Source organism: Pseudomonas gingeri, from assembly GCF_013385635.1.
GTDB lineage: Bacteria > Pseudomonadota > Gammaproteobacteria > Pseudomonadales > Pseudomonadaceae > Aquipseudomonas > Aquipseudomonas gingeri_A.
The window spans coordinates 40,794-67,587 of sequence record NZ_JACAPR010000044.1 but is presented as its reverse complement, the minus strand read 5'-3'; the positions used below and the strand labels follow the sequence as shown (position 1 = coordinate 67,587).

Below are 26,794 nucleotides of genomic sequence, written 5' to 3'. Positions count from 1 at the left end.
GTACAGTTCCACCAGATGCCGACCAGCGAGGACGATAACGCCGTCGCTGCGGCACACCGGGCAGGAAACCAGATCGCGCTCCCTGGCAATGGGCTGGCCGGCAATACTGGAGGATTGGCTGCCAGTCTTCACGGTACCGCCCACCGAGGTCTTCGCCCCCACGGTGATGTGGTAGCGCCTCATGTCGCGATCTGCGCCAAGTGGTCAGGCTTTGGAAAGCCTGGAATGCGGTCGTCGATGTACTCCACCATCTGCACCCTGCTTTGCAGACTACTGAGCGTCTCACCCTTATCATCGGTGGCAGTGCCGAGCCTTTCCATATTGCTCATTGTGCTTTCCTTTTCATACGCCCAAGGAGACTCGAGCACCGTTGTTGTGCTAATGGATGTGGGAGAGGATTTCGCCGGAGCGGCGTGAGAGATGCTGCCCAATCAGGTAAAACCGGACAACTGGCCGTTCGGGTAGGTATCCAATCTTCGGTAGGAACTTACAGTTTCGCCAGAAGCAATGTGGAAAATAAATGCGAGGCTCGAAACCCCGCGTGTTCAAAGGTAAGTTCGACAGCAAGAGCAAACGCAAGACAGACGTTTGGCGACGAGGGCTCAACGGAGACTATGAGTGTTCGCAGCAAGAAATCGAACCACTGCTGCTGGCCAGGTCCGGCTTGAGCTTCGTGCAGGTGATACTGTAATGCGGGTTATTCGCTCAAACCCGTGGCAATGCTGGGGGAGATGGGCTCGCTGCTGCGTAATCCCGTCATTGCCAGTGTCTTTTACGATCTGGAGTTCGCGGAAACCAAAGGCACTGGTATCCGGACCATGCGACGGCTGTTGGATGGCCAGGGATTGGCTGCCCCGGTCTTCAACAGCTATCAGTTGGAAAATCAGTTCACTTCGATTTATCTGCTTCATCAACTGTTGGGTGAGGAGCAACTGCGCTGGTTGCAGCAGTTCAGCCATTTGCAATTGACCGGAGACGAGGCCAAGGCACTGATACTGGCGGCGGAAACGGGGGGGGACAACGCCGCGTTGCGCGCTGTCAGCGGGTTGGATACGTTGTCGGCCAGCCAGGTATTGGGTCGTTTGCATCACCAGCATCATCTGCTGATAAAAGGCGGTGCCGGGCCGGCGACGTATTATCTGCAACAGGCCTACGTGACGACCGATGCGGGCCGGGCGTGGCTGGCGGAAAGAGGGATCCGGTAGTTCGCGCTGTCGCTGTACAACACCAGCGACCGGATTTGGCGATCCGGATCAAGTCAGGTGCAGTTGCGTCATGTTCTTTCGTGGGTACCTTGAGCGAGCGAAGCCTCGTTGTCATGACGAATGGCCTTGGCGGCGACTAAAGCGTAGCCTTAAAATCAGGGAAGCATTGGTGCGCCGGCTGAGTTTCAAGTTATCCGGGCGAGTGTTTTCTTGGTTGTACTCAGGCCGCTTATAGCGGCCTTTATTTTGCCTGTCGTTTGGGTTTGATTCTGTCGCCCTTCGGAACGATGGAGTAAAGCTCCGCTTTGGGCTTGCGAGCGGTGAGTTCGAAAATCGCCTCATCCGTCACCTCATTCCCATAGCCATCCAGACGCAATTGCGTACTTTTGATCGCCGTCATCCTCGGGGACGCTACCGCAATAGCGGTTTCGGCCAAGGCGAAGACAATTTGCACAACCATGTCATCAATGGTGTGGCCATCACGTACAACCACAACCCGGCTTTCATACGCATGCTTGCCGAGGAAAACGATTTCTGGATCCTCAAGCTGAGGCAACCCTTGGCTTTCCTTCTGTCTGTTGATTGCCTCGAATTGCACTTCTGTCAGGACGCCAATTACAACAGCTCGTACTCGCCGCCCTTGAGCAATCTCGTTCAGATTGGCCCGGATGAGATACTCGGCATTGTCGTATAGCGGCATTTCCGGTCCTTAGAAATCGGGGCCATACACTCTCCATTTGAAGCGGCAACAGGTTTATTGAAGCCATGAGGCCACTCGTAAACCTGAGGGGGCGGTCCGATTCTGAACGCTCGGTACCACGTCCTTGATACGCCGTGCCTATGCATTCAGCTCGCAGATAACGCTCCTCCCATGACGAAAATGGATCAAGTGATGAACGATGGCATTGCCCGTCCTGCTGATCGACAGCCACGTCCCCGTGACGCAGCTTTTGAAGTGCGCGCAGCAGCGCATCAAGGCGGGCACCGACCTGTTGGAAAGCATCACGTCCGTGAGCATCACCGGGCTTGAAGATAGCGACCTGTACCGATTTACCAGCGCGGCGTATCTGTTGCTTCGAGAGGGGACGGATTTGCTGGAGGTGGTGGGGCGGCGAATTGATGGGTAGCCTCGTTCGCAAACGCTATCGCTATCTACCCGGTTGGGTATGAGCTCATTTGGCATCCATTTGACTGACGCGCTCAGAACCGATGTGAGGCCAGCCCCAAAAACAAAAATGCCCCGAATCAAAGATCCGGGGCATTTGTTCTGCAGGTGGTGCACCAGGCGGGATTCGAACCCACGACCCCTGCCTTCGGAGGGCAGTACTCTATCCAGCTGAGCTACTGGTGCTTATGCGGGCGACATCATACCCATGTCGGCTCGGGGCGTCCATTCGGGTTTTGTCGGGAAATTCCCTTTGTGCGGTTTGACTTGCGCACAGCCCGGCACGCCTTGTTCCGCGCAGTCCGTCAGGCAAGCATTGACGCTGCGCGGATCCGGGACCACTTTCGGGCCCCGCCAGGGCCCAGGCATTACGTTGATCAGAAAAACCTCGCGAATGCGGCATTTTCGTTCTTTTTTTCGAACAGACTATTGTCCTTTACCCCCATTGATCCTAGGATTCGTTTGAGATTTCAAACGCTCTTGTCTGGGTGCTGAACCGCACATTGATCTCATGTGCGCTATTTATGTGCTTCGGCCCGGTGAATGAATTTCCTGACGGCAGCCATCAAGGCGCCTTTCTACAATCAATAAAACGCTGCGCGCATGCGCGGTGCTGTTAAGGAAAGCCTACATGCAGCTCAAAGACAGCCAGTTGTTCCGCCAGCAAGCCTTTATCGATGGGGCTTGGGTCGACGCGGACAATGGTCAGACGATCAAGGTCAACAACCCGGCCACGGGCGAAATCCTGGGCACCGTGCCGAAAATGGGCGCTGCCGAAACCCGTCGCGCTATCGAAGCCGCTGACAAGGCCCTGCCGGCCTGGCGTGCACTGACCGCCAAAGAGCGTTCGAACAAACTGCGTCGCTGGTTCGAACTGATGATCGAGAACCAGGACGACCTGGCCCGCCTGATGACCCTCGAACAAGGCAAGCCGCTGGCCGAAGCCAAGGGCGAAATCGTCTATGCCGCCTCGTTCATCGAGTGGTTCGCCGAAGAAGCCAAGCGCGTCTATGGCGATGTGATCCCGGGCCACCAGCCGGACAAGCGCCTGATCGTGATCAAGCAGCCGATCGGCGTGACCGCTGCCATTACCCCGTGGAACTTCCCGGCCGCGATGATCACCCGTAAAGCCGGCCCAGCCCTGGCCGCCGGTTGCACCATGGTGCTCAAGCCCGCTTCGCAGACCCCGTTCTCGGCCTTCGCCCTGGCGGAACTGGCCCAGCGTGCCGGCATTCCGAAAGGCGTGTTCAGCGTGGTGTCCGGCAGCGCCGGCGATATCGGCAGCGAGCTGACCAGCAACCCGATCGTGCGCAAGCTGTCCTTCACCGGCTCGACCGAGATCGGTCGCCAGTTGATGGCCGAATGCGCCAAGGACATCAAGAAGGTTTCCCTGGAACTGGGCGGCAACGCTCCGTTCATCGTGTTCGACGACGCGGACCTGGACAAGGCCGTCGAAGGCGCGATCATCTCCAAGTACCGCAACAACGGCCAGACCTGTGTCTGCGCCAACCGCCTGTACATTCAGGACGCGGTCTACGACGCATTCGCCGAGAAACTGAAAGTGGCGGTCGCCAAGCTCAAGATCGGCAACGGTCTGGAAGAAGGCACCACCACCGGTCCGCTGATCGACGAGAAGGCCGTGGCCAAGGTCCAGGAGCACATCGCCGACGCCCTGAGCAAAGGCGCGACCCTGCTGGCCGGCGGCAAGTCCATCGAAGGCAACTTCTTCGAGCCGACCATCCTGGTCAACGTCTCCAGGGACGCCGCCGTGGCCAAGGAAGAAACCTTCGGTCCATTGGCGCCGCTGTTCCGCTTCAAGGACGAAGCCGAAGTCATCGCGATGTCCAACGATACCGAGTTCGGCCTGGCCTCGTACTTCTATGCCCGTGACCTGGGCCGTGTGTTCCGTGTGGCCGAGGCCCTGGAATACGGCATGGTCGGCGTCAACACCGGGCTGATCTCCAACGAAGTCGCGCCGTTCGGCGGCATCAAGGCGTCGGGCCTGGGCCGTGAAGGCTCCAAGTACGGCATCGAAGACTACCTGGAAATCAAATATCTCTGCCTGGGTATCTGACCCGGCAGGTGGTTCAGCGACAGGGGCACGAGAGCGCTGCTCCTGTCGCGTTTCAAACGACACTTCAGTGTGGCCGGAACGTTGTGCCAGTCGATCATCGTATGCTGGTGCAGTGCTCTCCCTGCCGCGTCATCCTTGAACCACGCCGCCCGATGAGCGGTGAATGAGGACACCATGAGCAAGACCAACGAATCCTTGATGCAACGCCGCCAGGCCGCTGTTCCACGCGGCGTCGGCCAGATCCACCCGATCTTCGCCGACCACGCGAAGAACGCCACCGTGACTGACGTTGAAGGCCGTGAGTTCATCGACTTCGCCGGCGGTATCGCCGTGCTGAACACCGGCCACGTGCACCCGAAAATCATCGCCGCCGTGACCGCACAGCTGAACAAGCTGACCCACACCTGCTTCCAGGTCCTGGCCTACGAACCCTACGTAGAGCTGTGCGAGAAAGTGAACGCCAAGGTTCCGGGCGATTTCGCCAAGAAAACCCTGCTGGTCACCACCGGTTCCGAAGCGGTCGAGAACGCCGTGAAGATCGCCCGTGCCGCCACTGGCCGTGCCGGCGTGATCGCCTTCACCGGCGCCTACCACGGTCGCACCATGATGACCCTGGGCCTGACCGGCAAAGTCGTGCCTTACTCGGCCGGCATGGGCCTGATGCCAGGCGGCGTGTTCCGCGCGCTGTTCCCGAACGAACTGCACGGCGTGAGCATCGACGACTCCATCGCCAGCATCGAGCGCATCTTCAAGAACGACGCCGAGCCACGTGATATCGCCGCGATCATCATCGAGCCGGTGCAGGGCGAAGGCGGCTTCTACGTCGCGCCCAAAGAGTTCATGAAGCGTCTGCGTGCCCTGTGCGACCAGCACGGCATCCTGCTGATCGCCGACGAAGTGCAGACCGGCGCCGGTCGTACCGGCACCTTCTTCGCCATGGAACAGATGGGCGTTGCCGCCGACCTGACCACCTTCGCCAAGTCCATCGCCGGCGGTTTCCCGCTGGCCGGTGTCTGCGGCAAGGCCGAATACATGGACGCCATCGCTCCAGGCGGCCTGGGCGGTACCTACGCCGGTAGCCCGATTGCTTGCGCCGCAGCCCTGGCCGTGATGGAAGTGTTCGAGGAAGAGCACCTGCTGGACCGCTGCAAGGCCGTCGGCGAGCGCCTGGTGACCGGTCTGAAAGCGATTCAGGCCAAGTACCCGGTGATCGGCGAAGTGCGTGCCCTGGGCGCGATGATCGCGCTCGAACTGTTCGAAGGCGGCGACAGCCACAAGCCGAACGCGGCCGCCGTGGCCCAGGTCGTGGCCAAGGCCCGCGACAAGGGTCTGATCCTGCTGTCCTGCGGCACCTACGGTAACGTCCTGCGCGTGCTGGTCCCGCTGACCTCGCCGGATGAGCAACTGGACAAGGGTCTGGCGATCATCGAAGAGTGCTTCGCCGAACTCGCCTGAGTTGTGACGCGATAGACAGAAAGACCCGCTTCGGCGGGTTTTTTTGTGTCAAAAGAACGCAATGGTGGCGTTTAGCTGTATGCCTGGGTCAGCATTGACTAAGGTGCTAGGAGCGCCCTCGGAGAGAGCTTGATGACTGCTGTGGATTTACCCGCTGTACCCCGTGTGTTGATTGCCGAGGCGGATCCTTGGTCACGGGACCTGCTCAAGCAGGTATTGTTGAATGTGCGTTGCGATGCACGGCTGGCATTGTGCGCCGATGGCCAGGAAGCCTTGCAGTTGCTCAATGAACAACCCTTCGACCTGGTGATCGCCGACCGGGAGTTGCCGGGCGTCGACGGCTTGAGCCTGCTCTACGGCGTGCGCCAGAAAAAGCGTCATCCATTGTTGCCGTTCATTCTGCTGAGCTCGCGCAATGACGTCGCCAGCGTGCGTGAAGCCGTGGCGCTGCAACCGACGGCCTACCTGACCAAACCCCTGAACATGGAAAGCCTGACCCAGCGCCTGCAGGACCTGCTGCTGGATGCCGGGCAGAACGTGTCCTGCGAGATTCCGGCCCTGGCGCCGGGCATGACCCTGAAAATCTTTCTTGAACGCCGTCGCGAAGAGTCCGAGGGCGCGCCGCTGATGGCCGACGTGCAGGTCGCGGTCAAGCGCAGCCTCAATCCCAATGGCCTCGACCTGAAGTTGCTGGAGCAGGAAATCCGCACCGATCCGCAGATCACCGCGGTACTGATCGCCGCCGCCAACAGTGCGGCACAGCACCATGGCAGCACGGTGCAGACCCTGGCCCAGGCCCTGCACCGCCTGGGTGCGGCGCAAAGCATGAACCTGATCCTCGGCCTGAGCCTCAAGCGCAGCGCCAAGCTCAGCGATGCCGCGCTGGCCGATTACGCCGAACGTTACTGGGAGTTGTCGCTGCATACCGCCGAGTACGGCCGCACCCTGGCGCGCCTGCTCGACCTCGATCAGGAGCGCTGTTACTGCGCGGGCCTGCTGCACCGTCTGGGCGACCTGGCGCTGTTGCGCTGCATGCAGGAATGGCAGCAGGCGGGTGGCGAGTTGGATGACGAACTGATCGGCGAGTCGCTCTACGAATTCGGCGCCGGCTACGGTTCCGCGTTGCGCACCCGCTGGCGCCTGCCGCTGGAGCTGCGGGAGCTGATTGCGGCGGTCTATCAGCTCGGTGGCGGAGTGTATTCACGCGAGGCCCTGGTGATGAGCCTGTCGGCGCAACTGGCGCGCCTGACGCCCAACGAGGGCGTCGAGGAACTGGCCAAGAGCCGCACGGCGCGACTACTGCGCATCGGCTTGCCGGAGCTGATGCGATTGCGCAAGAACTGACGACCCCTGGGGTCAGGTTGGATGCGGGATCCTGCAGGAAGTTTGGGGCGAAGCCCGCTCGCCACAAATCTCGCTGGACTCGAGATCTTCGTTACGCCAGCACGATCTGATTCTTGCCCTGGCGCTTGGCCTGGTACATCGCGCCGTCCGCCCGGGCGAACAGGCTGTCGAGGGCTTCATCCTCGGGGGTCAGGCTGGTCAGGCCCTGGCTGACGGTGATACCGAACTGCTCGCCGTCATGGCTGAACGCCAGGCGCTGGATTTCCCGTTGCAGTCGCTCGGCAATCTGTCGTGCCATGTCCGGCGCGCAGCCGGGCAGCAGCGCGGCGAATTCCTCGCCGCCGATACGGCCGAACAGATCGCCGCTGCGCAACGCCGAACGGCCTGTCTCGGCGATGCGCTGGAGGACCACGTCACCTTCCGGGTGCCCGTAGGTGTCATTGATCAACTTGAAGTCATCGATATCCAGCAGCAGGAAGGCCAGCGGCGAGTCCTGCAGGCGGGCTTGCTCGAACTCGCGGTGGGCGCATTCGAAAAAGTGCCGGCGGTTGCTGCTGCGGGTCAGCACATCGGTGGTCGCCAGGCGCTGCAGTTCGTCTTCCAGGGCCTTCTTTTCGGTGATGTCCTCGGCGATGCCGACCACGATCACCCGCTGCCCCGGTTCGGCATGGCGGCTGATGAAGCACTTGTCGCTGAGCCAGCGGATCTCGCCGTCGGCGCTGATGATGCGGTACTCGCGGTCTTCCACCGCGCCTTTTTCCAGGACTTCGGCGAGGCTGCGCTCGGCGTAGTCGAGGTCGTCGGGGTAGATGCTGTCGCGCCATTCGTTGTAGTCGGCCAGCAACAGGCCGGCGGAGCGGCCGAAGATGCGTTCGTAGGCTGGGCTGACATAGAGCATCTGCCGGGCCTCCCAGTCGAAGGCCCACAACACGGCGTTGACGCTGACCAGCAGGGAGCTGAACAGCTGTTCGCGTTCACTCAGGCGCGCGACTTCACCTTGCGCGTGCATCAGGGCGAGCAGGGTTTCAGCGGCTTCGGGCCACTGTTGGAGGGAAGGCGGTCGCGGGTTTTTATTGATCATCGGCACACATCTCAAAGGGTGTGTCACGCCAGTATCTGGCGCGGCGACACCGACAACCCGCCGGGATGGCGAAGTGCATTTTGAGATAAGGGAATGGCCGCTAAGTTCCGAACGGCGCACCTCAAGGCGAGGTGCGCCGATCAACGGTGTCAGGCGACGGACGGACGCAGCGAGTAGGTTTTCAGCTGGTTGGCGAATTCACGCAGCGACTGGATGCCGCTGGCCTCGGCTTCGTGGACCCAGTCCTTGATCGCCGCCAGCATATCGTGACCATTCGAGCTGGTCTTGACCCAGATCTGTTGCAGGGCCAGGCGTTTCTCGTAAATTACCTTGAGCGCCTGGCTGTGTGCCAGCATGGTTTCGATGCGCAGCTGGTGCTTGTCGCTGAGCAGGCTGGTTTCCCGTGACAGCAGGCGCTTGGCCCGGTGGAACTGGTGACGGACCGAATGATCGACCTTGGCCAGCTCCTGTTTCACCAGCGGGGCGATCACCAGCTTGCGGTACTGGGCCATGATCTGGAAACGGTTGTTGAGGATCGCCATGGCGGTGTCCATGTCCAGGTGACCCTTGCCTTCGACTCGGTGGGCAATGGGCGCGACGCGTTGCACCCTGGCCAGGCGCAGGAAACTGAAGACCTTGATCCATGCCCAGCCCAGGTCGAACTCCCACTTCTTCACCGAGAGCTTGGCCGAGTTGGGGTAGGTGTGGTGGTTGTTGTGCAGTTCTTCGCCGCCGATCAGGATGCCCCAGGGCACCAGGTTGGTGGCCGCGTCGCGGCATTCGAAGTTGCGATAGCCGACCGCGTGGCCCAGGCCGTTGATCACGCCGGCGGCCCAGAACGGGATCCACATCATCTGGATCGCCCAGATGGTGATGCCGATGGCGCCGAACAGCAGCAGGTCGATCACCGCCATCAGGCCGATGCCGAGCAGCTTGTAGCGCGAGTAGAGGTTGCGCTCGAGCCAGTCTTCCGGGCAGTTCTTGCCGTAGATGCGCAGGGTCTCGGCATTCTGCGCCTCGGCGCGGTACAGCTCGGCGCCGGTACGCAGGACCGTGGACAGGCCGAGGATCACCGGGCTGTGGGGATCGTCGACGGTTTCACATTTTGCGTGATGTTTACGGTGGATGGCGGTCCACTCGCGGGTATTCTGGGCCGTGGTCAGCCACAGCCAGAAACGGAAGAAGTGCTTGAGGCCGGCATTCAGCTCCAGGGAGCGATGAGCCGAATAGCGGTGTAGATAGACCGTGACGCCGACAATGGTCACGTGGGTCATCAACAGAGTGACTGCCACCAGTTGCCAGGCTGACAGGTCAAGAAAACCGTTGTACCACATAGGCTGTATGGCCCTCGATAAAGTAAAGAACAGCCAGCGCATTATCACCGAGCCACCAGAGAAAACCAGTCGCTGTTTCAGATAAGAGTGGCCGGATGTTTCTTACTCTATAATTCCGGCCGATTTGTAGGGCAATTTGGCATTTCTAGAGGGAATTAGCACCGTTTATGGCAACTTCATACCGCAATGCTCTGAAGGCGGGCGTGTTGTACCTGCTGCTGTCGATCCTCTGGATCCAGCTCAGCCAACAGCTGTTGAGCAGTTTTTTCGATGAGCCCGAGCAGTTGGCACACTGGCAGATCATTCGCGGTTACCTGTGGGTCAGTGTCAGTGCGGTGCTGATTTTCCTTATCCATGCCCGTTACCAGCGTTTTGCCCATGCCGCCGCCGAGCGCGCCTCCACGGCCGGCGACCGGGAACGCCTGCGCCAGGCCGCCGCCGTCTTCGACTGCACCCGCGAAGGCGTGCTGGTCACCGACAGGGACGGCCTGATCGTCCACGTCAACCGGGCGTTTGTCGCGATTACCGGTTACCAGGAGGCCGAGGTGCTGGGCGAGCGGCCGAACCTGTTCAAGTCCGGCCGGCATTCGGCGGACTTCTATCAGAAGGTCTACCAGGCGCTGGAGGGTTGTGGCGAATGGAGCGGCGAAATCTGGAACCGACGCAAGAGCGGCGAGATCTACCCGCAGTGGCAGACGATCCGCGCGATCCGCGACGACCAGGGCCAGCTCAGCCACTATGTCGCGGTATTTTCCGATATCAGTGCGATCAAGGATTCCCAGTACGAGCTGAGCCAGCTGGCGCACTACGACCCGCTGACCGGCCTGCCCAATCGCCTGCTGTTCTCCGACCGTGCCGCCCAGGCGCTGGCCTCGGCGCAGGTGCACAAGCGCGGTTGCGCCTTGCTGCTGATCGACCTCGACCACTTCAAGATCATCAATGACAGCCTGGGCCACAATATCGGCGATCAGTTGCTCAAGGCGGTGGGCGAGCGCCTGCAAGGCCTGTTCGGCGGCGGTATCACTCTGGCGCGGCTGGGCGGTGACGAATTCGCGGTACTGGCCGAGAACTGCCCGCAGGTGGTCCAGGCGGCGGCCCTGGCCCAGCGGGTGATCGAAGGCCTGAAGGAACCGTTCCAGTTCGACGAGCACCAGTTGTTCATCAACGCCAGCATCGGCATCAGCCTGTTTCCCAGCGATGCACTGAATGCCGAACAGTTGCTGCGCAATGCCGACTCGGCCCTGTTCAAGGCCAAGAGCGCCGGTCGTGAAGGTTATGCCTTGTACACCGAGGAACTGACGGCCCACGCCCAGCACCGGGTGGAAATGGCCAGTGAGCTGCGCCGGGCCCTGGAGCAGGATGAGCTGCGGGTCTATTACCAGCCGGTGCACGAGCTCGGCAGCAGCCGGCTGATCGGGGTCGAGGCCCTGGTGCGCTGGGAGCACCCGCAACGCGGACTGGTGTCGCCCGGCGAGTTCATCCCGATTGCCGAACGGACCGGGCTGATCGCCGAGATCGATGCCTGGGTCATGGAGCAGGCCTGCCGGCAGATGTGCCAGTGGCTGAGCGAGGGGGTGGCGCTGGCGTTTATCGCGGTCAACGTCTCCAGCCGGCTGTTTGCCCGTCGCGAGCTGTACCAGCAGGTGGCGAAGGTGCTGGACGACACCGGCCTGGACCCGGCGCTGCTGGAACTGGAAGTGACGGAAAGCGCGGTGATGGAGGATCCCGAGGTGGCGCTGGAGCAACTGCATCGCCTGCGTGAACTGGGGGTGAGCCTGGCGATCGACGATTTCGGCACCGGTTATTCCTCGTTGCTGCGACTCAAGCGCCTGCCGGTGCAGAAACTCAAGATCGACCAGGGCTTCGTCGCCGGCCTGCCGTGGGATGAGGACGATGCGGCGATTGTCCGCGTGGTGATCGCGCTGGCGCAGAGCATGGGCATGCAGGTGCATGCCGAGGGCATCGAACAGCAGGAACAGGCGCGGTTCCTGCTCGAACAGAGTTGCGATCTGGGACAGGGCTACTGGTTCGGTCGGCCGATGCCGGCGCAAAAGCTCGATTGGCTGAGAGCGCCGTCTATCGTCTGAGCCTTGTGGCGCCTGATCGGGCGCCATCGCCGGCAAGCCGGCTCCTACACGGTTCGAGCCGTGCCAGAGGGCTGCATACACCCAGAACCTGCAGGAGCCGGCAAGCCGGCTCCTACACGGTTCGAGCCGTGCCAGAGAGCTGCGTACACCCAGAACCTGCAGGAGCCGGCAAGCCGGCTCCTGCACGGTTCGAGCCGTGCCAGAGGGCTGCATACACCCAGAACCTGCAGGAGCCGGCAAGCCGGCTCCTGCACGGTTTGAGCCCTGCCAGAGAGCTGCGTACACCCAGAACCTGCAGGAGCCGGCAAGCCGGCTCCTGCACGGTTTGAGCCCTGCCAGAGAGCTGCATACACCCAGAACCTGTAGGAGCCGGCTTGCCGGCGAACCGACGCGCAGCGGCGGCCAGCTCTCCATATTCCCCTGATGACAATTTGGTTATATTAAAATTCTTAAATAGTATTTTTAAGAATAACTTCGCCTGTCTAAGATTGCCTCCACGCCATAAGCAGTTCCGCCACTGCCGGGGCAACCCTTATTTCAGGAGCACGACCATGAGCGCATCTCTGCGTAGCGTTGACGGCCAGGACGAAGCAACCATCCTGCGTGAGATCCAGAGCGCCTTGCGCGACCTGCGTTTTGGTGCGGTGGAAATCACCGTCCACAACGCTCAGGTAGTACAGATCGAACGCAAGGAAAAGTTCCGTCTGCAAAACCCCAGCAACAAACCCAGCTGAATTGCGCATCACCCTCTGAGTTCGTCAGAGGCCCGACTGGTCAACCGGAGGGCGTCATCCATGCCCCCCAGAAAAAACTGCAGCGTTCAAGCACGAATGCGGGCTTGAAGCGCCATAAGAAAAAAGCCAACACACCAAAAAATTTCGGGAGCTTCACCATGTCGTCGATTCGCCGTTACGCCCTGGCCGCGCTCGCCAGTGCCGTGTTTGCCGGTTCCGCTGTTGCCAAGGATTATGAACTGCTCAACGTGTCCTACGACCCGACCCGTGAGCTGTACCAGGACTACAACGCCGAGTTCACCAGCTTCTGGAAGCAGGCTCATCCCGGCGACAACGTGAAGATCCAGCAATCCCACGGCGGTTCCGGCAAGCAGGGCCGTGCCGTGATCGACGGCCTGCGTGCCGACGTGGTGACCCTGGCCCTGGCCGGCGACATCGACGAAATCGCCAAGCTCGGCAAGACCCTGCCCGAGGACTGGCAGAAGCGCCTGCCGGACGCCAGCACCCCCTACACCTCGACCATCGTGTTCCTGGTGCGCAAGGGTAATCCCAAGGGCATCAAGGACTGGAACGACCTGATCAAGAAAGACGTCTCGGTCATCACCCCGAATCCGAAAACCTCCGGCGGCGCCCGCTGGAACTTCCTCGCCGCCTGGGCCTACGGCCTGAAAGCCGGCGGCAGCGAAGCCAAGGCCCAGGAGTACGTGAAGGAACTGTTCAAGCACGTGCCGATCCTCGACACCGGCGCCCGTGGCTCGACCATCACCTTCGTCAACAACGGTCAGGGCGACGTGTTGCTGGCCTGGGAAAACGAAGCGTTCCTGGCCCTCAAGGAAGACGGCGGCGCCGACAAGTTCGATATCGTCGTGCCTTCCCTGTCGATCCTCGCCGAACCGCCGGTGGCTGTCGTCGACAAGAATGCCGAGAAGAAAGGCAACACCGAGATCGCCACCGAATACCTCAAGCACCTGTACAGCCCGGCCGGCCAGGAAATCGCCGCGAAGAACTTCTACCGTCCACGTGACGAGAAGGTCGCCGCCAAGTACGAGAAGCAGTTCCCGAAACTTGACCTGGTGACCATCGACAAGGACTTCGGCGGCTGGAAGTCGGCGCAACCGAAATTCTTCAATGACGGTGGCGTGTTCGACCAGATCTACCAGGCCCAGTAACTGAAACGGTAACCTACAGTAAGCCAAGCTCGGAGCCCCGGATTTCATTCGGGGCTTTTGTGCGTCACAACCAAGGACTTTTATGTCACGTCGTATCTCCCCCGTCATACCCGGCTTCGGGCTGACGCTGGGCTACACCTTGGTGTACCTCAGCCTGATTGTGCTCATACCGCTGGCGGCGATGTTCGTGCACGCCGCCCAACTCACCTGGGAACAGTTCTGGGCGATCATTTCCGCACCGCGGGTGCTCGCGGCCCTGAAGCTGAGCTTCGGCACCGCGCTGTATGCGGCCATCATCAACGGCATTATCGGTACGCTGCTGGCCTGGGTGCTGGTGCGCTACACCTTCCCGGGACGCAAGATCATCGATGCGATGATCGACCTGCCGTTCGCCCTGCCCACCGCCGTCGCCGGTATCGCGCTGACCGCGCTGTACACGCCCACCGGCCTGGTCGGGCAGTTCGCCGCCGACCTGGGCTTCAAGATCGCCTACACCCCGCTGGGCATCACCCTGGCGCTGACCTTCGTGACCCTGCCGTTCGTGGTCCGCACGGTACAGCCGGTGCTCGCCGATATTCCCCGTGAAGTCGAGGAAGCCGCGGCCTGCCTGGGCGCCAAGCCCCTGCAGGTGTTCCGCCATATCCTCGTGCCGGCGCTGCTGCCCGCCTGGTTGACCGGCTTCGCCCTGGCCTTTGCCCGTGGCGTCGGCGAGTACGGCTCGGTGATCTTCATCGCCGGCAACATGCCGATGAAGACTGAAATCCTGCCGCTGCTGATCATGGTCAAGCTCGACCAGTACGACTACACCGGCGCGACCTCCATCGGCGTAATGATGCTGGTGGTTTCCTTTGTCCTGTTGCTGCTGATCAACTTGCTGCAGCGGCGTATCGAAACCCCATAAGGAGGCGCGAACATGTCCCAATCGTCCATAAGCGCCGCTTCCTCGGCCAATGCTGCCCGTCGTGGCAGTGCCGTTTCGCGACGGCTCCTGATCGGCCTCGGCTGGCTGATTTTTGCCCTGTTCCTGCTGCTGCCGCTGTTTATCGTGGTATCCCAGGGCCTCAAGCTCGGCCTCGGCGCGTTCTTCACCGCGATTTTCGAGCCGGACGCCCTGTCGGCGTTGAAACTGACGGTGATCGCCGTGCTGATCTCGGTGCCGCTGAACCTGGTATTCGGCGTCAGCGCCGCCTGGTGCGTGAGCAAGTACAGCTTTCGCGGCAAGAGCATGCTGGTCACGCTGATCGACCTGCCGTTCTCGGTCTCGCCGGTGATCGCCGGTCTCGTCTATGTGCTGATGTTCGGCGCCCAGGGCCTGTTCGGCCCGTGGCTGGCGGACCACGATATCCAGATCGTCTTCGCCTTGCCGGGCATCGTCCTGGCGACCATCTTCGTCACCGTGCCCTTCGTTGCCCGTGAACTGATCCCGCTGATGCAGGAGCAGGGCACCCAGGAAGAAGAGGCGGCGCGATTGCTGGGCGCCAACGGCTGGCAGATGTTCTGGCATGTCACCGTGCCGAACATCAAGTGGGGCCTGATCTACGGCGTCGTGCTCTGCACGGCGCGGGCGATGGGTGAGTTTGGCGCGGTGTCGGTGGTTTCCGGGCACATTCGCGGGGTGACCAACACCCTGCCGCTGCACGTCGAGATCCTCTACAACGAATACAACCACGTGGCCGCGTTCGCCGTGGCGAGCCTGTTGCTGATCCTGGCGCTCTTCATCCTGCTGCTCAAGCAGTGGAGCGAAAACCGAATCAACCGCCTGCGCGCCAGCGCCGCGGAGGAATAAGTCATGTCGATCGAAGTCCGTAATGTCAGCAAGAACTTCAATGCCTTCAAGGCCCTGAACAGCATCAACCTGGATATCCAGAGCGGCGAGCTGGTGGCTTTGCTCGGCCCGTCCGGCTGCGGCAAGACCACCCTGCTGCGGATCATCGCCGGGCTGGAAACCCCGGATGACGGCAGCATCGTGTTCCACGGCGAAGACGTTTCCGGTCACGACGTGCGTGATCGCAACGTCGGCTTCGTGTTCCAGCACTACGCGCTGTTCCGCCATATGACCGTGTTCGACAACGTCGCCTTCGGTCTGCGCATGAAGCCGAAGAACCAGCGCCCGAGCGAAAGCCAGATCGCCACCAAGGTCCATGAACTGCTGAACATGGTGCAACTGGACTGGCTGTCCGACCGTTACCCGGAACAGCTGTCCGGTGGCCAGCGCCAGCGGATCGCCCTGGCCCGGGCCCTGGCGGTGGAACCCAAGGTGCTGCTGCTGGACGAGCCGTTCGGTGCCCTGGATGCCAAGGTGCGCAAGGAATTGCGGCGCTGGCTGGCGCGTCTGCATGAAGACATCAACCTGACGTCGGTGTTCGTGACCCACGACCAGGAAGAAGCGATGGAAGTCGCCGATCGCATCGTGGTGATGAACAAGGGTGTGATCGAGCAGATCGGCTCACCGGGCGAGGTCTACGAGAACCCGGCCAGCGATTTCGTCTACCACTTCCTCGGCGACTCCAACCGCCTGCACCTGGGCGAGGACAACCATGTGCTGTTCCGTCCCCACGAGGTGTCGTTGTCGCGGCATGAACTGGAAGACCATCATGCGGCCGAAGTGCGCGATATCCGTCCGTTGGGCGCGACCACCCGGGTGACGCTGAAGGTCGAGGGCCAGAGCGAACTGATCGAGGCCGAAGTGGTGAAGGACCACGACAGCCTGATCGGCCTGGCGCGGGGCGAGACGCTGTTCTTCAAGCCCAAGGTCTGGCAGAAACTGGCCAATATCTGATCGGCCCTGCAATACGTGTGGCGAGCGGGCTTGTCGGAACGCCGCACCGCCGCTCTCGGCTGCGCAGCAGTCGTAAAACCTTGGAGCTCGGCCTATCCGATGCACCGAGTTCTCAGGTTTTGGGGGGCGCTTCGCGCCCCAGCGCGGGCAAGCCCGCTCGCCACCATGATCATTTCAAGCCCTGACGTTTTTCTCCCGCAACCGCACCACTCCCGCCCGCGCCTCGATTTCATGCTTGAGCGCCTTGCGCAGCCCCAGCAGGAACGCCAGTTCCGTCACCACGAACAGTGGTCCGACGATCAATCCGCTCAGGTCGTCGACAAACGCCGGCTTGCGCCCTTCGTAGTAATGCCCGACAAACTGGATCGCCCAACCGAGCACGAACAGGCCCAGGCCGCTGCTCAACCAGACCATCGTGCTCTGCGCGGCAAGTATCTGGCCTAGCCAAACGGATAGGCCGAGCAGCACCGTCATCAGCAGCCCGAGGGCCACTTCCAGGCGCAGATAGAACCACGCCGAGACCACCGCCAAAACCACCGCCGGGGTCAGCCAGAGCCCGGCCACCGGCCATCCCGGCCGTGACAGCAGCACCGCGACGGCGACCACGATCAGCGGAATACCGATGAAGTGACTGGCGATATTGCGCGGATCACGGTGGTACGCCGCGTATTGACTGAGATGCTCGACGAGGTTTTTCATTGTTATTCCTCCTGTAGGGTGATGGGATCATGCCCCAACCGGAAAATTTGCACTGTCGGCTAGACGACAATCGTTTTGGAGTTCTCATGGACGTATCTGCCTGGCGCTCGCGCCTGCTGACGGGTCACTGGTTCAGCAACCTGCCTGCTCACTTGCAGGATAGCTTGCTGGCCGCGGCCAAGGGGCGGCGCCTGACGCCGGGTCAGCGCCTGTTCAAGCGTGGTGACCCGCCGTGCGGCCTGTATGCGGTCCTCGAAGGCTCGATACGGGTCGGCGCCGTCAGTGAAAAAGGCAAGGAAGCGCTGCTCAGCCTGATCGAGCTGCCGTACTGGTTCGGCGAGATTTCCCTGTTCGACGGCCTGCCCCGGACCCACGATGCCTACGCGGTCGGCCACACCATCCTGTTGCAGGTGCCGCAGAGTGTCCTGCTGGAACTGTTGGAAGAGCACCCGGAATACTGGCGGCAGTTCGCCCTGCTGATGAGCCAGAAACTGCGCCTGACCTTTATCGGCCTGGAACAGTTGAGCCTGCTGCCGGCCCCCGCGCGCCTGGCGCATCGGCTGCTGCAGATCGCCGAAGGCTATGGCGAGCTCAATCGCTCGCGGCAACTGATCCCGCTGGCCCAGGATCAGTTGGCGTCGATGCTGTCGCTGTCACGCCAGACCACCAACCAGATTCTCCAGGGCTTGCAGGACGAAGGCATCGTCCACCTGAACTACGGTGAAATCGAGATTCTCGACCTGGAACGCCTGCGGGCGGCGGCCAGCAACTGAGTATCGCGGCAATCTGCGACGAGCCGCCGTCTTGTGGCGATGAGGCGCTTCTGTGGCGAGCGGGCTTGCCCGCGTTCGGCTGCGCAGCAGCCGCAAAACCGAACAACTTGGTCTGCCTGATATACCGGGTTCGCCGATTTTAGGGCCGCTTCGCAGCCCAGCGCGGGCAAGCCCGCTCGCCACAGTGATCGTCACCGTAGGCTCGCAGCCAGACCACAGCCAGTATTGCAAAGGGTCAGCGCAGCCCGTCGCGGAACTGTCCCGGGGTGATTCCGGTCCAGCGCTTGAACGCCCGGCTGAAGCTGCTGGTATCGGCAAAGCCGAGCAGGTAGCTGACCTCGCTCAGCGAGCACTGCGGGTCGCGCAGGTGCAGCAGCGCGAGGTTTTCCCGGCATTCGTTGAGCAGCGTGTCGTAGCGGCAGCCCTCGTCGGCCAGGTGCCGTTGCAGGCTGCGCAGGCTCAGGTGCAGGGCCTGGGCGATGCGTTCGGCGGACGGCTCGCCTTCCGGTAACTGCGCCTCGATGGCCTGGCGCACCTTGCGTTCCCAGGTCAGCGGCTTGAGCTGCGCCAGGGTGCGGTTGAGTACTGCTTCGTTATGCTCGGCCAGTTCCGGGTTGGCGTCGTCCAGATGGCTGTCGAAGTCGGCACAGGCGAACTCCAGGCGATCTTCCTCGGCGGCGAAGAACACCGGGGCGCGGAACACCGTGTGCCAAGGCTTCGGATCGGCCGGTTCGGGCCGGCGCAGATGCACCGCCAGCGGTGCGTATTCGCGGCCCAGGCGGTTGCGGCAGGTGCGCACGTAGATCGCGGCGAAGGCGTCGATGGCTTCCGGCGCCGGTGTCGGGCTGTCCTTGGGCACCTGCAGGCGAAAGCGGTAGCACTCGCCCTCGCGGCTCAGTTCCAGCTCCAGGGCGTCGCTGACCACCTGGTGATAGCGCACGATACGTTCGAACACCTCGCGCAGGCTGCCGCTGGCGACCAGGGCATAACCGAGGGCGTGGAAGGTGGTGGGGCTGACGAAGCGCGAGACCCGCAAGCCGATCGCCGGATCGCCGCTGGCCGTCACCGCCAGTTGCCACAGGCGCGTGGTGGCCGACAGCGGGTAGCGGGCGTTGGGGTCGTCCATCAACTGCGGATCGAGCCCGGCCTCGCGGCACAGGGCGGCGCTGTCGAGGCCGAGGGCGTCGAGCTGCTTGCGCAGGGCGCGGGTCCAGCTGGAAAGCGAGGTCGGTTCAGGCATGTTGGCGCATCCGGTCAACAGGTTGGCGTTCGCGGCTACTACGTTGGGTGACGGCGCGGCGCAGGATGCCAACATCAATAACCAGAGGATGGAATCATGGAGGGTGTTTACGCAAGTCCCGAGCGCCTGAATGCTCAGCAACGCAGCGCACACATTCGTGAAGTGGTCATGGCCCGGGGCGTGGAGTTGCGTCGGCGCTACCCGCTGCTCAACCACCAGGACGCCCTGGGCGCCGGCATCCTGGCCTTTGCCCTGGCCGGCATGCTCGGCTCGGCGACGCTCTACCTGAGTGGCTACCTGGCCTGGTGGGCGTGCCTGTTGCTGAATGCGTTCCTGGCGTCGCTGACCCACGAGCTGGAACACGACCTGATCCACAGCATGTACTTCCGCAAGCAGCGGCTGCCCCACAACCTGATGCTGGCGCTGGTCTGGCTGGCGCGGCCGAGCACCATCAACCCGTGGGTCCGTCGTCACCTGCACCTCAACCACCACAAGGTCTCCGGCACCGAGGCCGACATGGAGGAGCGGGCGATCACCAACGGCGAGCCCTGGGGCCTGGCGCGGCTGCTGATGGTGGGTGACAACATGATGTCGGCGCTGATCCGCATGTCCCGCGCCAAGACCTGGGCGCACCGGCGCAGCATTCTCAAGCGAGTGTTCCTGGTCTATGCGCCGTTGGCCCTGCTGCACTGGGGCGCGTGGTATGTATTCCTCGGCTTTCATGGCGCCAATGGCCTCGCCAGCCTGCTCGGGGCGCCTATCGACTGGTCGGCCGCTACCCTGGCGGTGATGCGGGTGATCGATATCGCCGTGGTGGTGCTGATCGGGCCGAACGTGCTGCGTACCTTCTGCCTGCATTTCATCAGCTCGAACATGCACTACTACGGCGATGTCGAGCCGGGCAACGTGATCCAGCAGACCCAGGTGCTCAATCCCTGGTGGCTGTGGCCGTTGCAGGCGTTCTGCTGCAACTTCGGCAGCACCCACGGGATTCATCATTTCGTGGTCAAGGAGCCGTTCTATATCCGCCAGATGACCGCGTCGGTGGCGCACAAGGTGATGGCCGAGATGGGCGTGCGCTTCAATGATCTCGGCACGTTCGGCCGGGCGAACCGGTTTGCCGGGCAGGAGCGGCGCAGCCCGCAAGCGGCGAGCACCTCAACCTTGTAGGAGCCGGCTTGCCGGCGATGAGGCCGGTCAGTCTTGTGTTGTCCTCAAGGGCGCCATCGCCGGCAAGCCGGCTCCTACAGGTTTTGCTCTTGTCTCAATCCGGCTGGAACGGCGAAGCACTGAGGATCACCCCCGTCTCCTCGACGTAGCGCTGCCAATGCCCGATCAGGGTGGCGAGCTTGTCCGGCAGGGCCTGGGCCAGGTCGTGGATTTCCCCGGGGTCGACACTCAGGTCATACAGCTGCCAGGTCGCCGGCCCCACGGGGCCTGGGATATACACCGCCTTCCAGTGCCCCTGGCGAATCGCCCGCCGGCCGAACAGCTCCCAGCCGGTGACCGTGTGTTCGTCGTGCACCTGCGCCGTCTCGCCCGAGAGGAAGCCCAGCCACGACTTGCCGCGCAGCGGCGCCACTTCCTTGCCGCGCCAGCGCTTGCCCGGATGGCGCACGCCGGCCAGGTCGAGAATGGTCGGGGTGATATCCATCACCGTCGAAAAACCATGGCTGATCTGCCCCGGCCGGGTCAGCGCCGGATAGTGCAGCAACGCCGGCACGCGGATCCCGCCTTCGGTGGTGAAGGCCTTGAACAGCCGGGACGGTGCCGTCGCCGCCTGGGCCCAGGCCGGACCGTACCAGACATAGGAGTTGGCCCGGCCGATATTCGCCAGGCTGTTGTCGTAGTGCTGGTTCAGGTAGCTCAGCAGTTCCGGGCCGAACTTGGGGAAGGCCTCCAGCAGCGCGCCTTCGGCGCCGTTGTCGGACATGAACAGGATAAAGGTGTTGTCCAGCAGGCCCTGGTTGCGCAGGTAGCTCACTACCCGGCCGATATTCCAGTCCATCCGCTCGACCATCGCCGCATAGACCTCCATGGCCCGTGCGGACAGCTGGCGCTGTTCCTCGCTCAAGGCTGCCCATTCGGTATTCAGGCCCAGCAGCGGATGCGGCTCCACGTCCGTGTCGATCAGTCCCAGTCGCCTGAGCTTTTCCAGGCGTTCCAGGCGCAGCACCTCCGGCCCTGCGTCATAGCGCCCCTTGTACCGGGCGACCACTTCGGCCGGTGCCTGCAACGGCCAGTGCGGCGCGGAAAACGGCAGGTAGGCGAAGAACGGCCGGGTCTGGTCGCGCTCCTTGAGGTACTGCAGCAGCTTGTCGCCGAAGGCATCGGAAGAATAGAAATCCGCCGGCAGTTGCTCGACGAAACGGTCGTCTTCGATGTACAGCGCCGGGGTCGATTTGAGCAGTCCCGGGGTGCTGTCGTCGTAGCTCGGCTCGAAGCCGTAATGGTTGGCCGCACCGGGCAACAGCGAGAACGAACGCTCGAAACCACGGGCATGGGGCGCCAGCCCGGCGGTCAGGCCCAGGTGCCATTTGCCGCTCATCAGGGTCTGGTAGCCGGCTTCGCGCAGTAGTTCGGGCAGGGCCACCACGCGATCGTTGAGATAACCCTCGTAGCCCGGCTTGCCGATCAGCTCAGGGGTCAGCGCCTCGGCCATGGTGCCGATCCCGGCGATGTGGTGATCGGTGCCGGTCAGCAGCATCGAGCGCGTCGGCGAACAGGTCGGTGCGGTGTGGAAGTCGGTCAGGCGCAGGCCGCCGTGGGCCAGCGCATCGAGGTTCGGCGTGGCGATCTCGCCGCCGAAGGCACCGATATCGGAGAAGCCGAGGTCGTCGGCCAGGATCACCAGGAAATTCGGGCGTTGCGCCATGTCGGGGTTCCTCTCAGCAGGCAATGAAGGTCAGGGGCAGGTCGCGAATCTGTTCGGGAGCCGGCGGCTGGTAGTGGTCGTCGCTGGTGAGTTCGTGGAGCAGTTCTTCGCGCAGTTGGTGAAAATCGAAGCTGCTGCGCTGGCGCGGGTGGGGCAGGGCGACTTCGACCACCTGCTTGATCCGGCCGGGGCGCGGCTCCATCACCACCACGCGGTCGGCGAGGAAAATCGCTTCCTCGACATCGTGGGTGACCAGCAGCGTGGTGATCCTGGCCCGGGCGCGGATGGCCAGCAGCTCGTCCTGCATCTGCTGGCGGGTCAGGGCGTCGAGGGCGCCGAAGGGTTCGTCCAGCAGCAGGATGCGCGGGCTGGCCACCAGGCCGCGGGCAATCGCCACGCGCTGGGCCATGCCGCCGGAGAGCTGGTGCGGATAGGCGCGGGTGAAATCGCCGAGCCCCACCAACTGGATGAAATCGTTGATGCGTTGCTGGCGTTCGGCGTTACCCAACGGTTCGTTGACCAGACCCAGGCCGATGTTTTCCTCGACCGTCAGCCAGGGAAACAGCCGGTGTTCCTGGAACACGATGCCGCGTTCGCTGCCGATGCCCTTGATCGCCTGGCCATCGACCCGGATCTCGCCGCGAAAGGCGGTGTCCAGGCCGATCAGCAGGCGCAGCAAGGTGGATTTGCCGCAACCGCTGGAGCCGACGATGGCGACGAATTCGCCCTCGGCGATGTCCAGGCTGAATTCGTCGATGGCCTGCAGTTCGGCGCCGTCGACGGCGAAGGATTTGCCGACCTGGTTGAAGCTGACAATCGGTGCGTTCATGCGTGTCTCCAGCGGGTGGCGCGGGTTTCGAGGCGTTGGCCGAGCAGGTTGATCAGGGCGCCGGTGAGGCCGACCAGGAGCATGCCGGCCATGATCACGTCCATGCGCAGCAGTTGCTGGGCGCCGATCATCACCGCGCCGATACCGCCGTTGGACGGCATGAAGTATTCGGCGCCGAGGGTGCCGAGCCACGCGTAGATCAGGCTCAGGCGCAGCCCGGCGAAAATCCCCGGGGCGGCGCCGGGCAGCACCAGCTTGCGCAGGCGCTGCCAGAGGTCCAGGCGCAGTACCTGGGCGGCTTCGGTCAGTTGCGGCGAGAGGTTGGCGACGCTGCGCTGGGTGGCGATAAACAACGGGAAGAAGGCGGCCAGGGCGACGAACACCGCCTTGGCCAGTTCGCCCAGGCCGAACCAGGCGGTGATCAACGGCACCCAGGCGAAAATCGCGATCTGGCGCAGCGCCGACAGACTCGGGCCGAGCAGGCGCTCGCCGATTTTCGACAGTCCCAGGAGCAGTCCGAGACCAAAGCCCAGGGATCCGCCGAGCAGCAGGCCGGCCAGGGTGCGTTTCAGGCTCAGGCCCAGGCTGGCGGGCAGGCTGTTGTCGAGAGTGCCGTTCCAGAGGCTGTGCAGCACCGCCAACGGGCTGACCAGGATATTCGCGTCGACCCACTGCTGGTCGCTCGCCAGTTGCCAGAGCACCAGCAGCATCAGCGGCAACGCCCAGGGTTGCAGGCGTTGCCAGCCCCGATAGCGCGGGCCACGGGGAATCTGCGCGGTGGCCGGATGCGGCCAGTGCACCAGGCGCCGGTCGAGCAGGGCGATGCCGCGATCCATCAGCACGCCGAGCACACCGATGACCAGGATGCAGACAAAGACGATATCCAGCATGAACAGTTGCCGGGCATAGACCATCAGGTAGCCGATGCCCTCGCTGGAGGCCAGCAGTTCCACGGCCAGCAGCGAGGTCCAGCCGGCGGCCAGCGCCAGGCGCAGGCCGGCCATGAACGCCGGCAGCGCGGCCGGCAGGATCAGCCGGCGGACCAGCAGGTACGGCGGTAGCCGCAGGACCGCTGCAGCCTCGCGCAGTCTCGGTTGGGCATCACGCACGCCAACCAGGGTATGCAGGGTCACCGGCACCACGACGGCCTTGATCAGCACCACCAGCTTGAGCATTTCGCCGATGCCGAAAAACACCATGAACAGCGGAATCCAGGCCAGGGTCGGGATTTGTGCGAGGGCGCTGAAGGTGGGGAACACCCAGCGTTCGGCACGCCGACTGAAACCCAGCAAGCCGCCCAGCAGGGCACCGATGCCGACCCCGGCGAGCAAGCCGCGCAGCAGGCGTTGCAGGCTGATCCACAGGTGGCTCCACAATTCGCCGCCGGCCAGGTCCAGGGCGCTTTGCCAGACCAGCGATGGCGGCGGCAGGATCTGCTCGCTCATCCAGCGCTCACGGCTGGCGATCCACCACAGGGCCGCGAGCGTCAGTGGCAGCAGCCAGGGCAAGGCCCGCGGGCCGAGGTTGGGCCATGACCGCTGCTTCCCGGCGGGCGGCAGTGCCAGGGGCAGGCTGAGGAGAGATACACGGGCCATGGCAGACCTCCGTTGTCGGTGTTCCGGGCGATGCACGGCGCTGATTTGAACGAGCTCGTTTGAATATGCTTGTTCGATCTATAAAAAATCTTATCGATTCTATTGGGAGATAAGGAAAGGCCATTTAAGGCCTGCGCAGGGCAAGCATCCAATGCATTCGAAGAATATTTTCGATGCGCGTTATGCATACCGTGATGGGAGCCCTGTTCCAGCGTATATATTCTTTAAAGTTACTAAAATGTGAATTATTAGTATTTTATTGTTGGTCATGGCTGTGCCTACCTTCAGCGCCTCGAAGCCTGTCGCAAAGGAGCACCACCCCATGAAAACCCTGTTCAAGGGCAGCGTTGCCCGCCTGTTCGCCACCACCGCCCTGGCCGGCGTGCTGGGCTACCTGCCGCTGTCGGGCGAGGCGGCCGAGATCAAGGAGATCCGTATTGCCGTGCCTGACCTGAGTGCCGGCACCGAACACAGTGGCGGCGGTGTGGTGGATGTGCTGCGCAGCCGGCAGATCTACGAAAAGGCCTTTGCCGACCAGGGCATCAAGGTGCAATGGAATTTCTTCAAGGGTGCCGGCCCGGTGATCAATGAAGCTTTCGCCAACGGCCAGGTGGACTTCGCTTACCTGGGCGACCTGGCGGCGATCATCGGCAAGTCGAACGGGCTGGATACGCGGTTGCTGAGCGCGTCGGCGCGTGGCGTCAAGCAGTACCTGGGCGTGGTGCCCGGTTCGGGGATCAAGACCCTGGAGGACCTCAAGGACAAGCGCGTGGCGGTATTCCGTGGCACCGCCAGCCAGCTCTCCTTCGATGCCGCGCTGGCCAGCCAGGGCCTGAGCGAGAAGGACTTCAAGGTCATCAACCTGGATTTCAGCGCGGCGGTGGCGGCCTTGGCGGCGAAGCAGATCGATGCGTCGTGGGGCAGTTCGAACCTGACGGCCTTGCAGGCCAAGGGCCTGGCCGAATTGCCGGTGAACACCAAGGCGCTGGGCGGGGCCGGTAGTATCCAGAGTGTGCTGGTGGGTTCCGGGGCGTTTGTCGATGCCCATCCGGATGTGGTCGACAAGCTGCTCAAGGCCCAGCAGCAAGCCGTGGAGTGGCTGACCGAGGATGGCAACAAGGATGCCTATGTCCAACTGGTCTCGGGACTGGCCAGTTATCCACCGGTGATTCTCCAGCAGGACCTGAAGGACGAGAAACTCAGCGAGATTTTCCCTTCGCAACTGGACCCGGTGTTCCTTGGCAAACTGCAGGATTCGGTGGATCTGGCGGTCCGGCAGAAGCTGATCCGCAAGCCGTTCAAGGTGACCGACTGGGTGGCACCGAACCTGGCGGCGGCAGGGTTGTGATCCGTGGCGCCTGAGGGCTTGCCCGCGAAGAGGTCCTAAACGGCGACGCGATCTTCCTGGCTGTCCACCGCCACCAGCGTCTCGATCATCGCCCGCGCCGCCGGCGACAGCCGGAAGCCGGTGCGGCTGACGATCCCGCAGCGGGCGTTCATGCTCTCGATGTTCTGCGGCAGGTTGCGCCAGTGCAGCAACACCAGCGAGCCCTGGGCCACATCCTCGACAAACGCCTCGTGGGTTCCGACGCCAATCGCATTGGACTGGCGAACGATCTTCACCAGCGCCGGAAAATGCTCGGTCTCGATATTCGGCGAAAAATCCGTGCGCCCGCTGAGGTTCGCCAGCAGCTTGCGGATGCCCGGCGGGATCAGCGTGGTCGCCAGCGGATAGTCGAACATATCGTTGGTCGACAGGCTGTCCTTGGCCAGCAACGGGTGTCCGGGGCGGCAGAAAAACACCCCGCGCCGGGGTGTCAGCGCCTGGGTCTGGAAATTCGGGTCGGCCTCGAAATGACGGATGTCGGCGATAAAGAATTCGATCTCCTCGCGGCTCAGGCTGCGGCTGAGTTTTTCCCAGTTATCCACCTGGAACCGGGTACGCACTTTCGGGTGGGCGTCGATAAACCGCGCCACCGCTTCCGGTACCAGCTTCACCGCCGGCGCCGGGCCGCAACCGAAGCGCAGTTCGCCGGCATCGAGCTTGGTCATCTGGGTCACTTCGGCGTTCAGCAACGCCGCGCCCTGGACCAGGGTCAGGGCGTGTTGCAGCACCACCTGGCCTTCCGGTGTCGGGCGCAGGTCCTTGTTGCCACGGTCCACCAGCACGCAGCCGAACTCCTGTTCCAGCCCCTGGATGCTGCGACTGAAGGCCGGCTGGGTGATGCCCATGGCGTCCGCCGCGCGGACAAAACTGCGGTGTTCGTTGAGGGCGATGAAATAGCGCAGTTGGCGAAGATCCATATGCTTTCCCGGCATCCGAAAAATAGCTCGAAGGCATTTGCGACGAGTGAGG

At 62.7% G+C, this 26,794-nt stretch carries 25 protein-coding genes and 1 tRNA gene; 14 read left to right on the top strand and 12 right to left on the bottom strand.

Features of this window, described 5'->3' with window-relative positions:
- Together HX851_RS32765 and HX851_RS32760 are read right to left on the bottom strand one after the other, a co-directional pair.
- Positions 1–183, bottom strand: a 183-nt coding sequence (locus HX851_RS32765) for a PAAR domain-containing protein (protein ID WP_177065103.1), incomplete at its 3' end; no start/stop codon positions are given.
- A complete protein-coding gene (locus HX851_RS32760) occupies positions 180–329 on the bottom strand; it encodes a hypothetical protein (RefSeq protein WP_177065101.1) in 150 nt (49 codons plus the stop codon). The genes HX851_RS32765 and HX851_RS32760, both read right to left, overlap by 4 nt.
- Before the next feature lie 402 nt (positions 330–731).
- Here HX851_RS32760 and HX851_RS32755 point away from each other — a divergent pair, with 402 nt between their 5' ends.
- Entirely contained in the window at positions 732–1,205 is a 474-nt protein-coding gene (locus tag HX851_RS32755; protein ID WP_256262839.1) for an ATP-binding protein, read from the top strand.
- Between the two features lie 241 nt (positions 1,206–1,446).
- Here HX851_RS32755 and HX851_RS32750 read toward each other — a convergent pair whose 3' ends face one another.
- The gene (locus HX851_RS32750) at positions 1,447–1,905 is read right to left on the bottom strand and encodes a hypothetical protein (protein WP_177065099.1); all 459 of its coding nucleotides are present in this window, start codon (positions 1,903–1,905) and stop codon (positions 1,447–1,449) included.
- A gap of 199 nt (positions 1,906–2,104) precedes the next feature.
- Between HX851_RS32750 and HX851_RS32745 the strand changes: the two genes are divergently transcribed.
- The gene (locus tag HX851_RS32745) at positions 2,105–2,332 is read left to right on the top strand and encodes a hypothetical protein (RefSeq protein ID WP_177065097.1); all 228 of its coding nucleotides are present in this window, start codon (positions 2,105–2,107) and stop codon (positions 2,330–2,332) included.
- Positions 2,333–2,479: 147 nt separating this feature from the next.
- Here the strand turns inward: HX851_RS32745 and HX851_RS32740 are convergent.
- A tRNA-Arg gene (locus tag HX851_RS32740) sits at positions 2,480–2,556 on the bottom strand.
- 445 nt (positions 2,557–3,001) lie between these two features.
- Here HX851_RS32740 and gabD point away from each other — a divergent pair.
- The 3 genes from gabD to HX851_RS32725 all read left to right on the top strand — a co-directional run bounded on the left by gabD (position 3,002) and on the right by HX851_RS32725 (position 7,243).
- Positions 3,002–4,444 (top strand): NADP-dependent succinate-semialdehyde dehydrogenase, encoded by a 1,443-nt coding sequence (gabD, locus tag HX851_RS32735; protein WP_017124752.1) that lies wholly within the window; start codon positions 3,002–3,004, stop codon positions 4,442–4,444.
- A gap of 174 nt (positions 4,445–4,618) precedes the next feature.
- Positions 4,619–5,899, top strand: a complete 1,281-nt coding sequence (gene gabT, locus HX851_RS32730) for a 4-aminobutyrate--2-oxoglutarate transaminase (RefSeq protein WP_177063525.1) — start codon at positions 4,619–4,621, stop codon at positions 5,897–5,899.
- A 132-nt stretch (positions 5,900–6,031) separates the two neighbouring features.
- On the top strand, positions 6,032–7,243 hold the full coding sequence (locus HX851_RS32725; protein WP_177063526.1) for a response regulator: 1,212 nt from the start codon (positions 6,032–6,034) through the stop codon (positions 7,241–7,243).
- Positions 7,244–7,334: 91 nt separating this feature from the next.
- On the opposite strand, the gene HX851_RS32720 is transcribed toward HX851_RS32725, so the two are convergent.
- Together HX851_RS32720 and desA are read right to left on the bottom strand one after the other, a co-directional pair.
- Complete coding sequence (locus HX851_RS32720; protein ID WP_177063527.1) at positions 7,335–8,324, bottom strand: GGDEF domain-containing protein; 990 nt, start codon at positions 8,322–8,324, stop codon at positions 7,335–7,337.
- A gap of 149 nt (positions 8,325–8,473) precedes the next feature.
- On the bottom strand, positions 8,474–9,658 hold the full coding sequence (gene desA, locus HX851_RS32715) for a delta-9 fatty acid desaturase DesA (RefSeq protein WP_177065095.1): 1,185 nt from the start codon (positions 9,656–9,658) through the stop codon (positions 8,474–8,476).
- Between the two features lie 167 nt (positions 9,659–9,825).
- Here desA and dibA point away from each other — a divergent pair, with 167 nt between their 5' ends.
- The 6 genes from dibA to HX851_RS32685 all read left to right on the top strand — a co-directional run bounded on the left by dibA (position 9,826) and on the right by HX851_RS32685 (position 16,427).
- Complete coding sequence (gene dibA, locus HX851_RS32710; RefSeq protein ID WP_177065094.1) at positions 9,826–11,745, top strand: phosphodiesterase DibA; 1,920 nt, start codon at positions 9,826–9,828, stop codon at positions 11,743–11,745.
- Between the two features lie 551 nt (positions 11,746–12,296).
- Complete coding sequence (gene oscA, locus HX851_RS32705; protein ID WP_007945260.1) at positions 12,297–12,479, top strand: sulfur starvation response protein OscA; 183 nt, start codon at positions 12,297–12,299, stop codon at positions 12,477–12,479.
- Between the two features lie 158 nt (positions 12,480–12,637).
- Complete coding sequence (locus tag HX851_RS32700) at positions 12,638–13,648, top strand: sulfate ABC transporter substrate-binding protein (protein WP_017124746.1); 1,011 nt, start codon at positions 12,638–12,640, stop codon at positions 13,646–13,648.
- An 82-nt stretch (positions 13,649–13,730) separates the two neighbouring features.
- Positions 13,731–14,549 carry a sulfate ABC transporter permease subunit CysT gene (gene cysT, locus HX851_RS32695; protein WP_177063530.1) on the top strand — a complete coding sequence of 273 codons (819 nt, stop codon included), beginning with the start codon at positions 13,731–13,733 and terminating at the stop codon, positions 14,547–14,549.
- Between the two features lie 12 nt (positions 14,550–14,561).
- Complete coding sequence (gene cysW / locus HX851_RS32690) at positions 14,562–15,434, top strand: sulfate ABC transporter permease subunit CysW (RefSeq protein WP_177063531.1); 873 nt, start codon at positions 14,562–14,564, stop codon at positions 15,432–15,434.
- Between the two features lie 3 nt (positions 15,435–15,437).
- A complete protein-coding gene (locus HX851_RS32685; protein WP_017124743.1) occupies positions 15,438–16,427 on the top strand; it encodes a sulfate/molybdate ABC transporter ATP-binding protein in 990 nt (329 codons plus the stop codon).
- A 174-nt stretch (positions 16,428–16,601) separates the two neighbouring features.
- On the opposite strand, the gene HX851_RS32680 is transcribed toward HX851_RS32685, so the two are convergent.
- A complete protein-coding gene (locus HX851_RS32680) occupies positions 16,602–17,126 on the bottom strand; it encodes an Mpo1 family 2-hydroxy fatty acid dioxygenase (protein ID WP_177063532.1) in 525 nt (174 codons plus the stop codon).
- Between the two features lie 86 nt (positions 17,127–17,212).
- On the opposite strand from HX851_RS32680, the gene HX851_RS32675 reads away from it, so the two are divergent.
- Positions 17,213–17,899 (top strand): Crp/Fnr family transcriptional regulator, encoded by a 687-nt coding sequence (locus tag HX851_RS32675; RefSeq protein ID WP_177063533.1) that lies wholly within the window; start codon positions 17,213–17,215, stop codon positions 17,897–17,899.
- Between the two features lie 235 nt (positions 17,900–18,134).
- Here HX851_RS32675 and HX851_RS32670 read toward each other — a convergent pair whose 3' ends face one another.
- Positions 18,135–19,139, bottom strand: coding sequence for an AraC family transcriptional regulator (locus HX851_RS32670; RefSeq protein ID WP_177065092.1), 1,005 nt, complete (start codon positions 19,137–19,139; stop codon positions 18,135–18,137).
- Between the two features lie 96 nt (positions 19,140–19,235).
- On the opposite strand from HX851_RS32670, the gene HX851_RS32665 reads away from it, so the two are divergent.
- Positions 19,236–20,309, top strand: coding sequence for a fatty acid desaturase (locus tag HX851_RS32665; protein WP_177065090.1), 1,074 nt, complete (start codon positions 19,236–19,238; stop codon positions 20,307–20,309).
- A 94-nt stretch (positions 20,310–20,403) separates the two neighbouring features.
- On the opposite strand, the gene HX851_RS32660 is transcribed toward HX851_RS32665, so the two are convergent.
- The 3 genes from HX851_RS32660 to HX851_RS32650 are packed head-to-tail and all read right to left on the bottom strand — an operon-like array spanning position 20,404 to position 24,438.
- Entirely contained in the window at positions 20,404–22,014 is a 1,611-nt protein-coding gene (locus HX851_RS32660) for an arylsulfatase (protein WP_177065087.1), read from the bottom strand.
- A gap of 13 nt (positions 22,015–22,027) precedes the next feature.
- On the bottom strand, positions 22,028–22,843 hold the full coding sequence (locus HX851_RS32655) for an ABC transporter ATP-binding protein (RefSeq protein ID WP_177063537.1): 816 nt from the start codon (positions 22,841–22,843) through the stop codon (positions 22,028–22,030).
- The gene (locus tag HX851_RS32650; protein ID WP_177063538.1) at positions 22,840–24,438 is read right to left on the bottom strand and encodes an ABC transporter permease; all 1,599 of its coding nucleotides are present in this window, start codon (positions 24,436–24,438) and stop codon (positions 22,840–22,842) included. Before HX851_RS32650 ends, HX851_RS32655 begins: the two co-directional genes overlap by 4 nt.
- Before the next feature lie 322 nt (positions 24,439–24,760).
- Here HX851_RS32650 and HX851_RS32645 point away from each other — a divergent pair, with 322 nt between their 5' ends.
- Complete coding sequence (locus HX851_RS32645; protein ID WP_177065085.1) at positions 24,761–25,786, top strand: ABC transporter substrate-binding protein; 1,026 nt, start codon at positions 24,761–24,763, stop codon at positions 25,784–25,786.
- Positions 25,787–25,821: 35 nt separating this feature from the next.
- Here HX851_RS32645 and HX851_RS32640 read toward each other — a convergent pair whose 3' ends face one another.
- Entirely contained in the window at positions 25,822–26,742 is a 921-nt protein-coding gene (locus tag HX851_RS32640; RefSeq protein ID WP_177063540.1) for a LysR family transcriptional regulator, read from the bottom strand.
- Positions 26,743–26,794 lie beyond the last annotated feature (52 nt).

Bases quoted from the DNA above. Each gene is read 5' to 3' on its own strand.
- HX851_RS32680 (WP_177063532.1), bottom strand. From the start codon at position 17,126: ATGAAAAACCTCGTCGAGCATCTCAGTCAATACGCGGCGTACCACCGT.
- HX851_RS32655 (WP_177063537.1), bottom strand. From the start codon at position 22,843: ATGAACGCACCGATTGTCAGCTTCAACCAGGTCGGCAAATCCTTCGCC.
- gabD (WP_017124752.1), top strand. From the start codon at position 3,002: ATGCAGCTCAAAGACAGCCAGTTGTTCCGCCAGCAAGCCTTTATCGAT.
- HX851_RS32755 (WP_256262839.1), top strand. From the start codon at position 732: ATGGGCTCGCTGCTGCGTAATCCCGTCATTGCCAGTGTCTTTTACGAT.
- cysW (WP_177063531.1), top strand. From the start codon at position 14,562: ATGTCCCAATCGTCCATAAGCGCCGCTTCCTCGGCCAATGCTGCCCGT.
- HX851_RS32700 (WP_017124746.1), top strand. From the start codon at position 12,638: ATGTCGTCGATTCGCCGTTACGCCCTGGCCGCGCTCGCCAGTGCCGTG.
- HX851_RS32760 (WP_177065101.1), bottom strand. From the start codon at position 329: ATGAGCAATATGGAAAGGCTCGGCACTGCCACCGATGATAAGGGTGAG.
- HX851_RS32640 (WP_177063540.1), bottom strand. From the start codon at position 26,742: ATGGATCTTCGCCAACTGCGCTATTTCATCGCCCTCAACGAACACCGC.
- HX851_RS32685 (WP_017124743.1), top strand. From the start codon at position 15,438: ATGTCGATCGAAGTCCGTAATGTCAGCAAGAACTTCAATGCCTTCAAG.
- HX851_RS32650 (WP_177063538.1), bottom strand. From the start codon at position 24,438: ATGGCCCGTGTATCTCTCCTCAGCCTGCCCCTGGCACTGCCGCCCGCC.
- desA (WP_177065095.1), bottom strand. From the start codon at position 9,658: ATGTGGTACAACGGTTTTCTTGACCTGTCAGCCTGGCAACTGGTGGCA.
- cysT (WP_177063530.1), top strand. From the start codon at position 13,731: ATGTCACGTCGTATCTCCCCCGTCATACCCGGCTTCGGGCTGACGCTG.
- gabT (WP_177063525.1), top strand. From the start codon at position 4,619: ATGAGCAAGACCAACGAATCCTTGATGCAACGCCGCCAGGCCGCTGTT.
- HX851_RS32750 (WP_177065099.1), bottom strand. From the start codon at position 1,905: ATGCCGCTATACGACAATGCCGAGTATCTCATCCGGGCCAATCTGAAC.
- HX851_RS32645 (WP_177065085.1), top strand. From the start codon at position 24,761: ATGAAAACCCTGTTCAAGGGCAGCGTTGCCCGCCTGTTCGCCACCACC.
- HX851_RS32745 (WP_177065097.1), top strand. From the start codon at position 2,105: ATGGCATTGCCCGTCCTGCTGATCGACAGCCACGTCCCCGTGACGCAG.
- HX851_RS32675 (WP_177063533.1), top strand. From the start codon at position 17,213: ATGGACGTATCTGCCTGGCGCTCGCGCCTGCTGACGGGTCACTGGTTC.
- HX851_RS32660 (WP_177065087.1), bottom strand. From the start codon at position 22,014: ATGGCGCAACGCCCGAATTTCCTGGTGATCCTGGCCGACGACCTCGGC.
- HX851_RS32720 (WP_177063527.1), bottom strand. From the start codon at position 8,324: ATGATCAATAAAAACCCGCGACCGCCTTCCCTCCAACAGTGGCCCGAA.
- HX851_RS32665 (WP_177065090.1), top strand. From the start codon at position 19,236: ATGGAGGGTGTTTACGCAAGTCCCGAGCGCCTGAATGCTCAGCAACGC.
- HX851_RS32725 (WP_177063526.1), top strand. From the start codon at position 6,032: ATGACTGCTGTGGATTTACCCGCTGTACCCCGTGTGTTGATTGCCGAG.
- oscA (WP_007945260.1), top strand. From the start codon at position 12,297: ATGAGCGCATCTCTGCGTAGCGTTGACGGCCAGGACGAAGCAACCATC.
- HX851_RS32670 (WP_177065092.1), bottom strand. From the start codon at position 19,139: ATGCCTGAACCGACCTCGCTTTCCAGCTGGACCCGCGCCCTGCGCAAG.
- dibA (WP_177065094.1), top strand. From the start codon at position 9,826: ATGGCAACTTCATACCGCAATGCTCTGAAGGCGGGCGTGTTGTACCTG.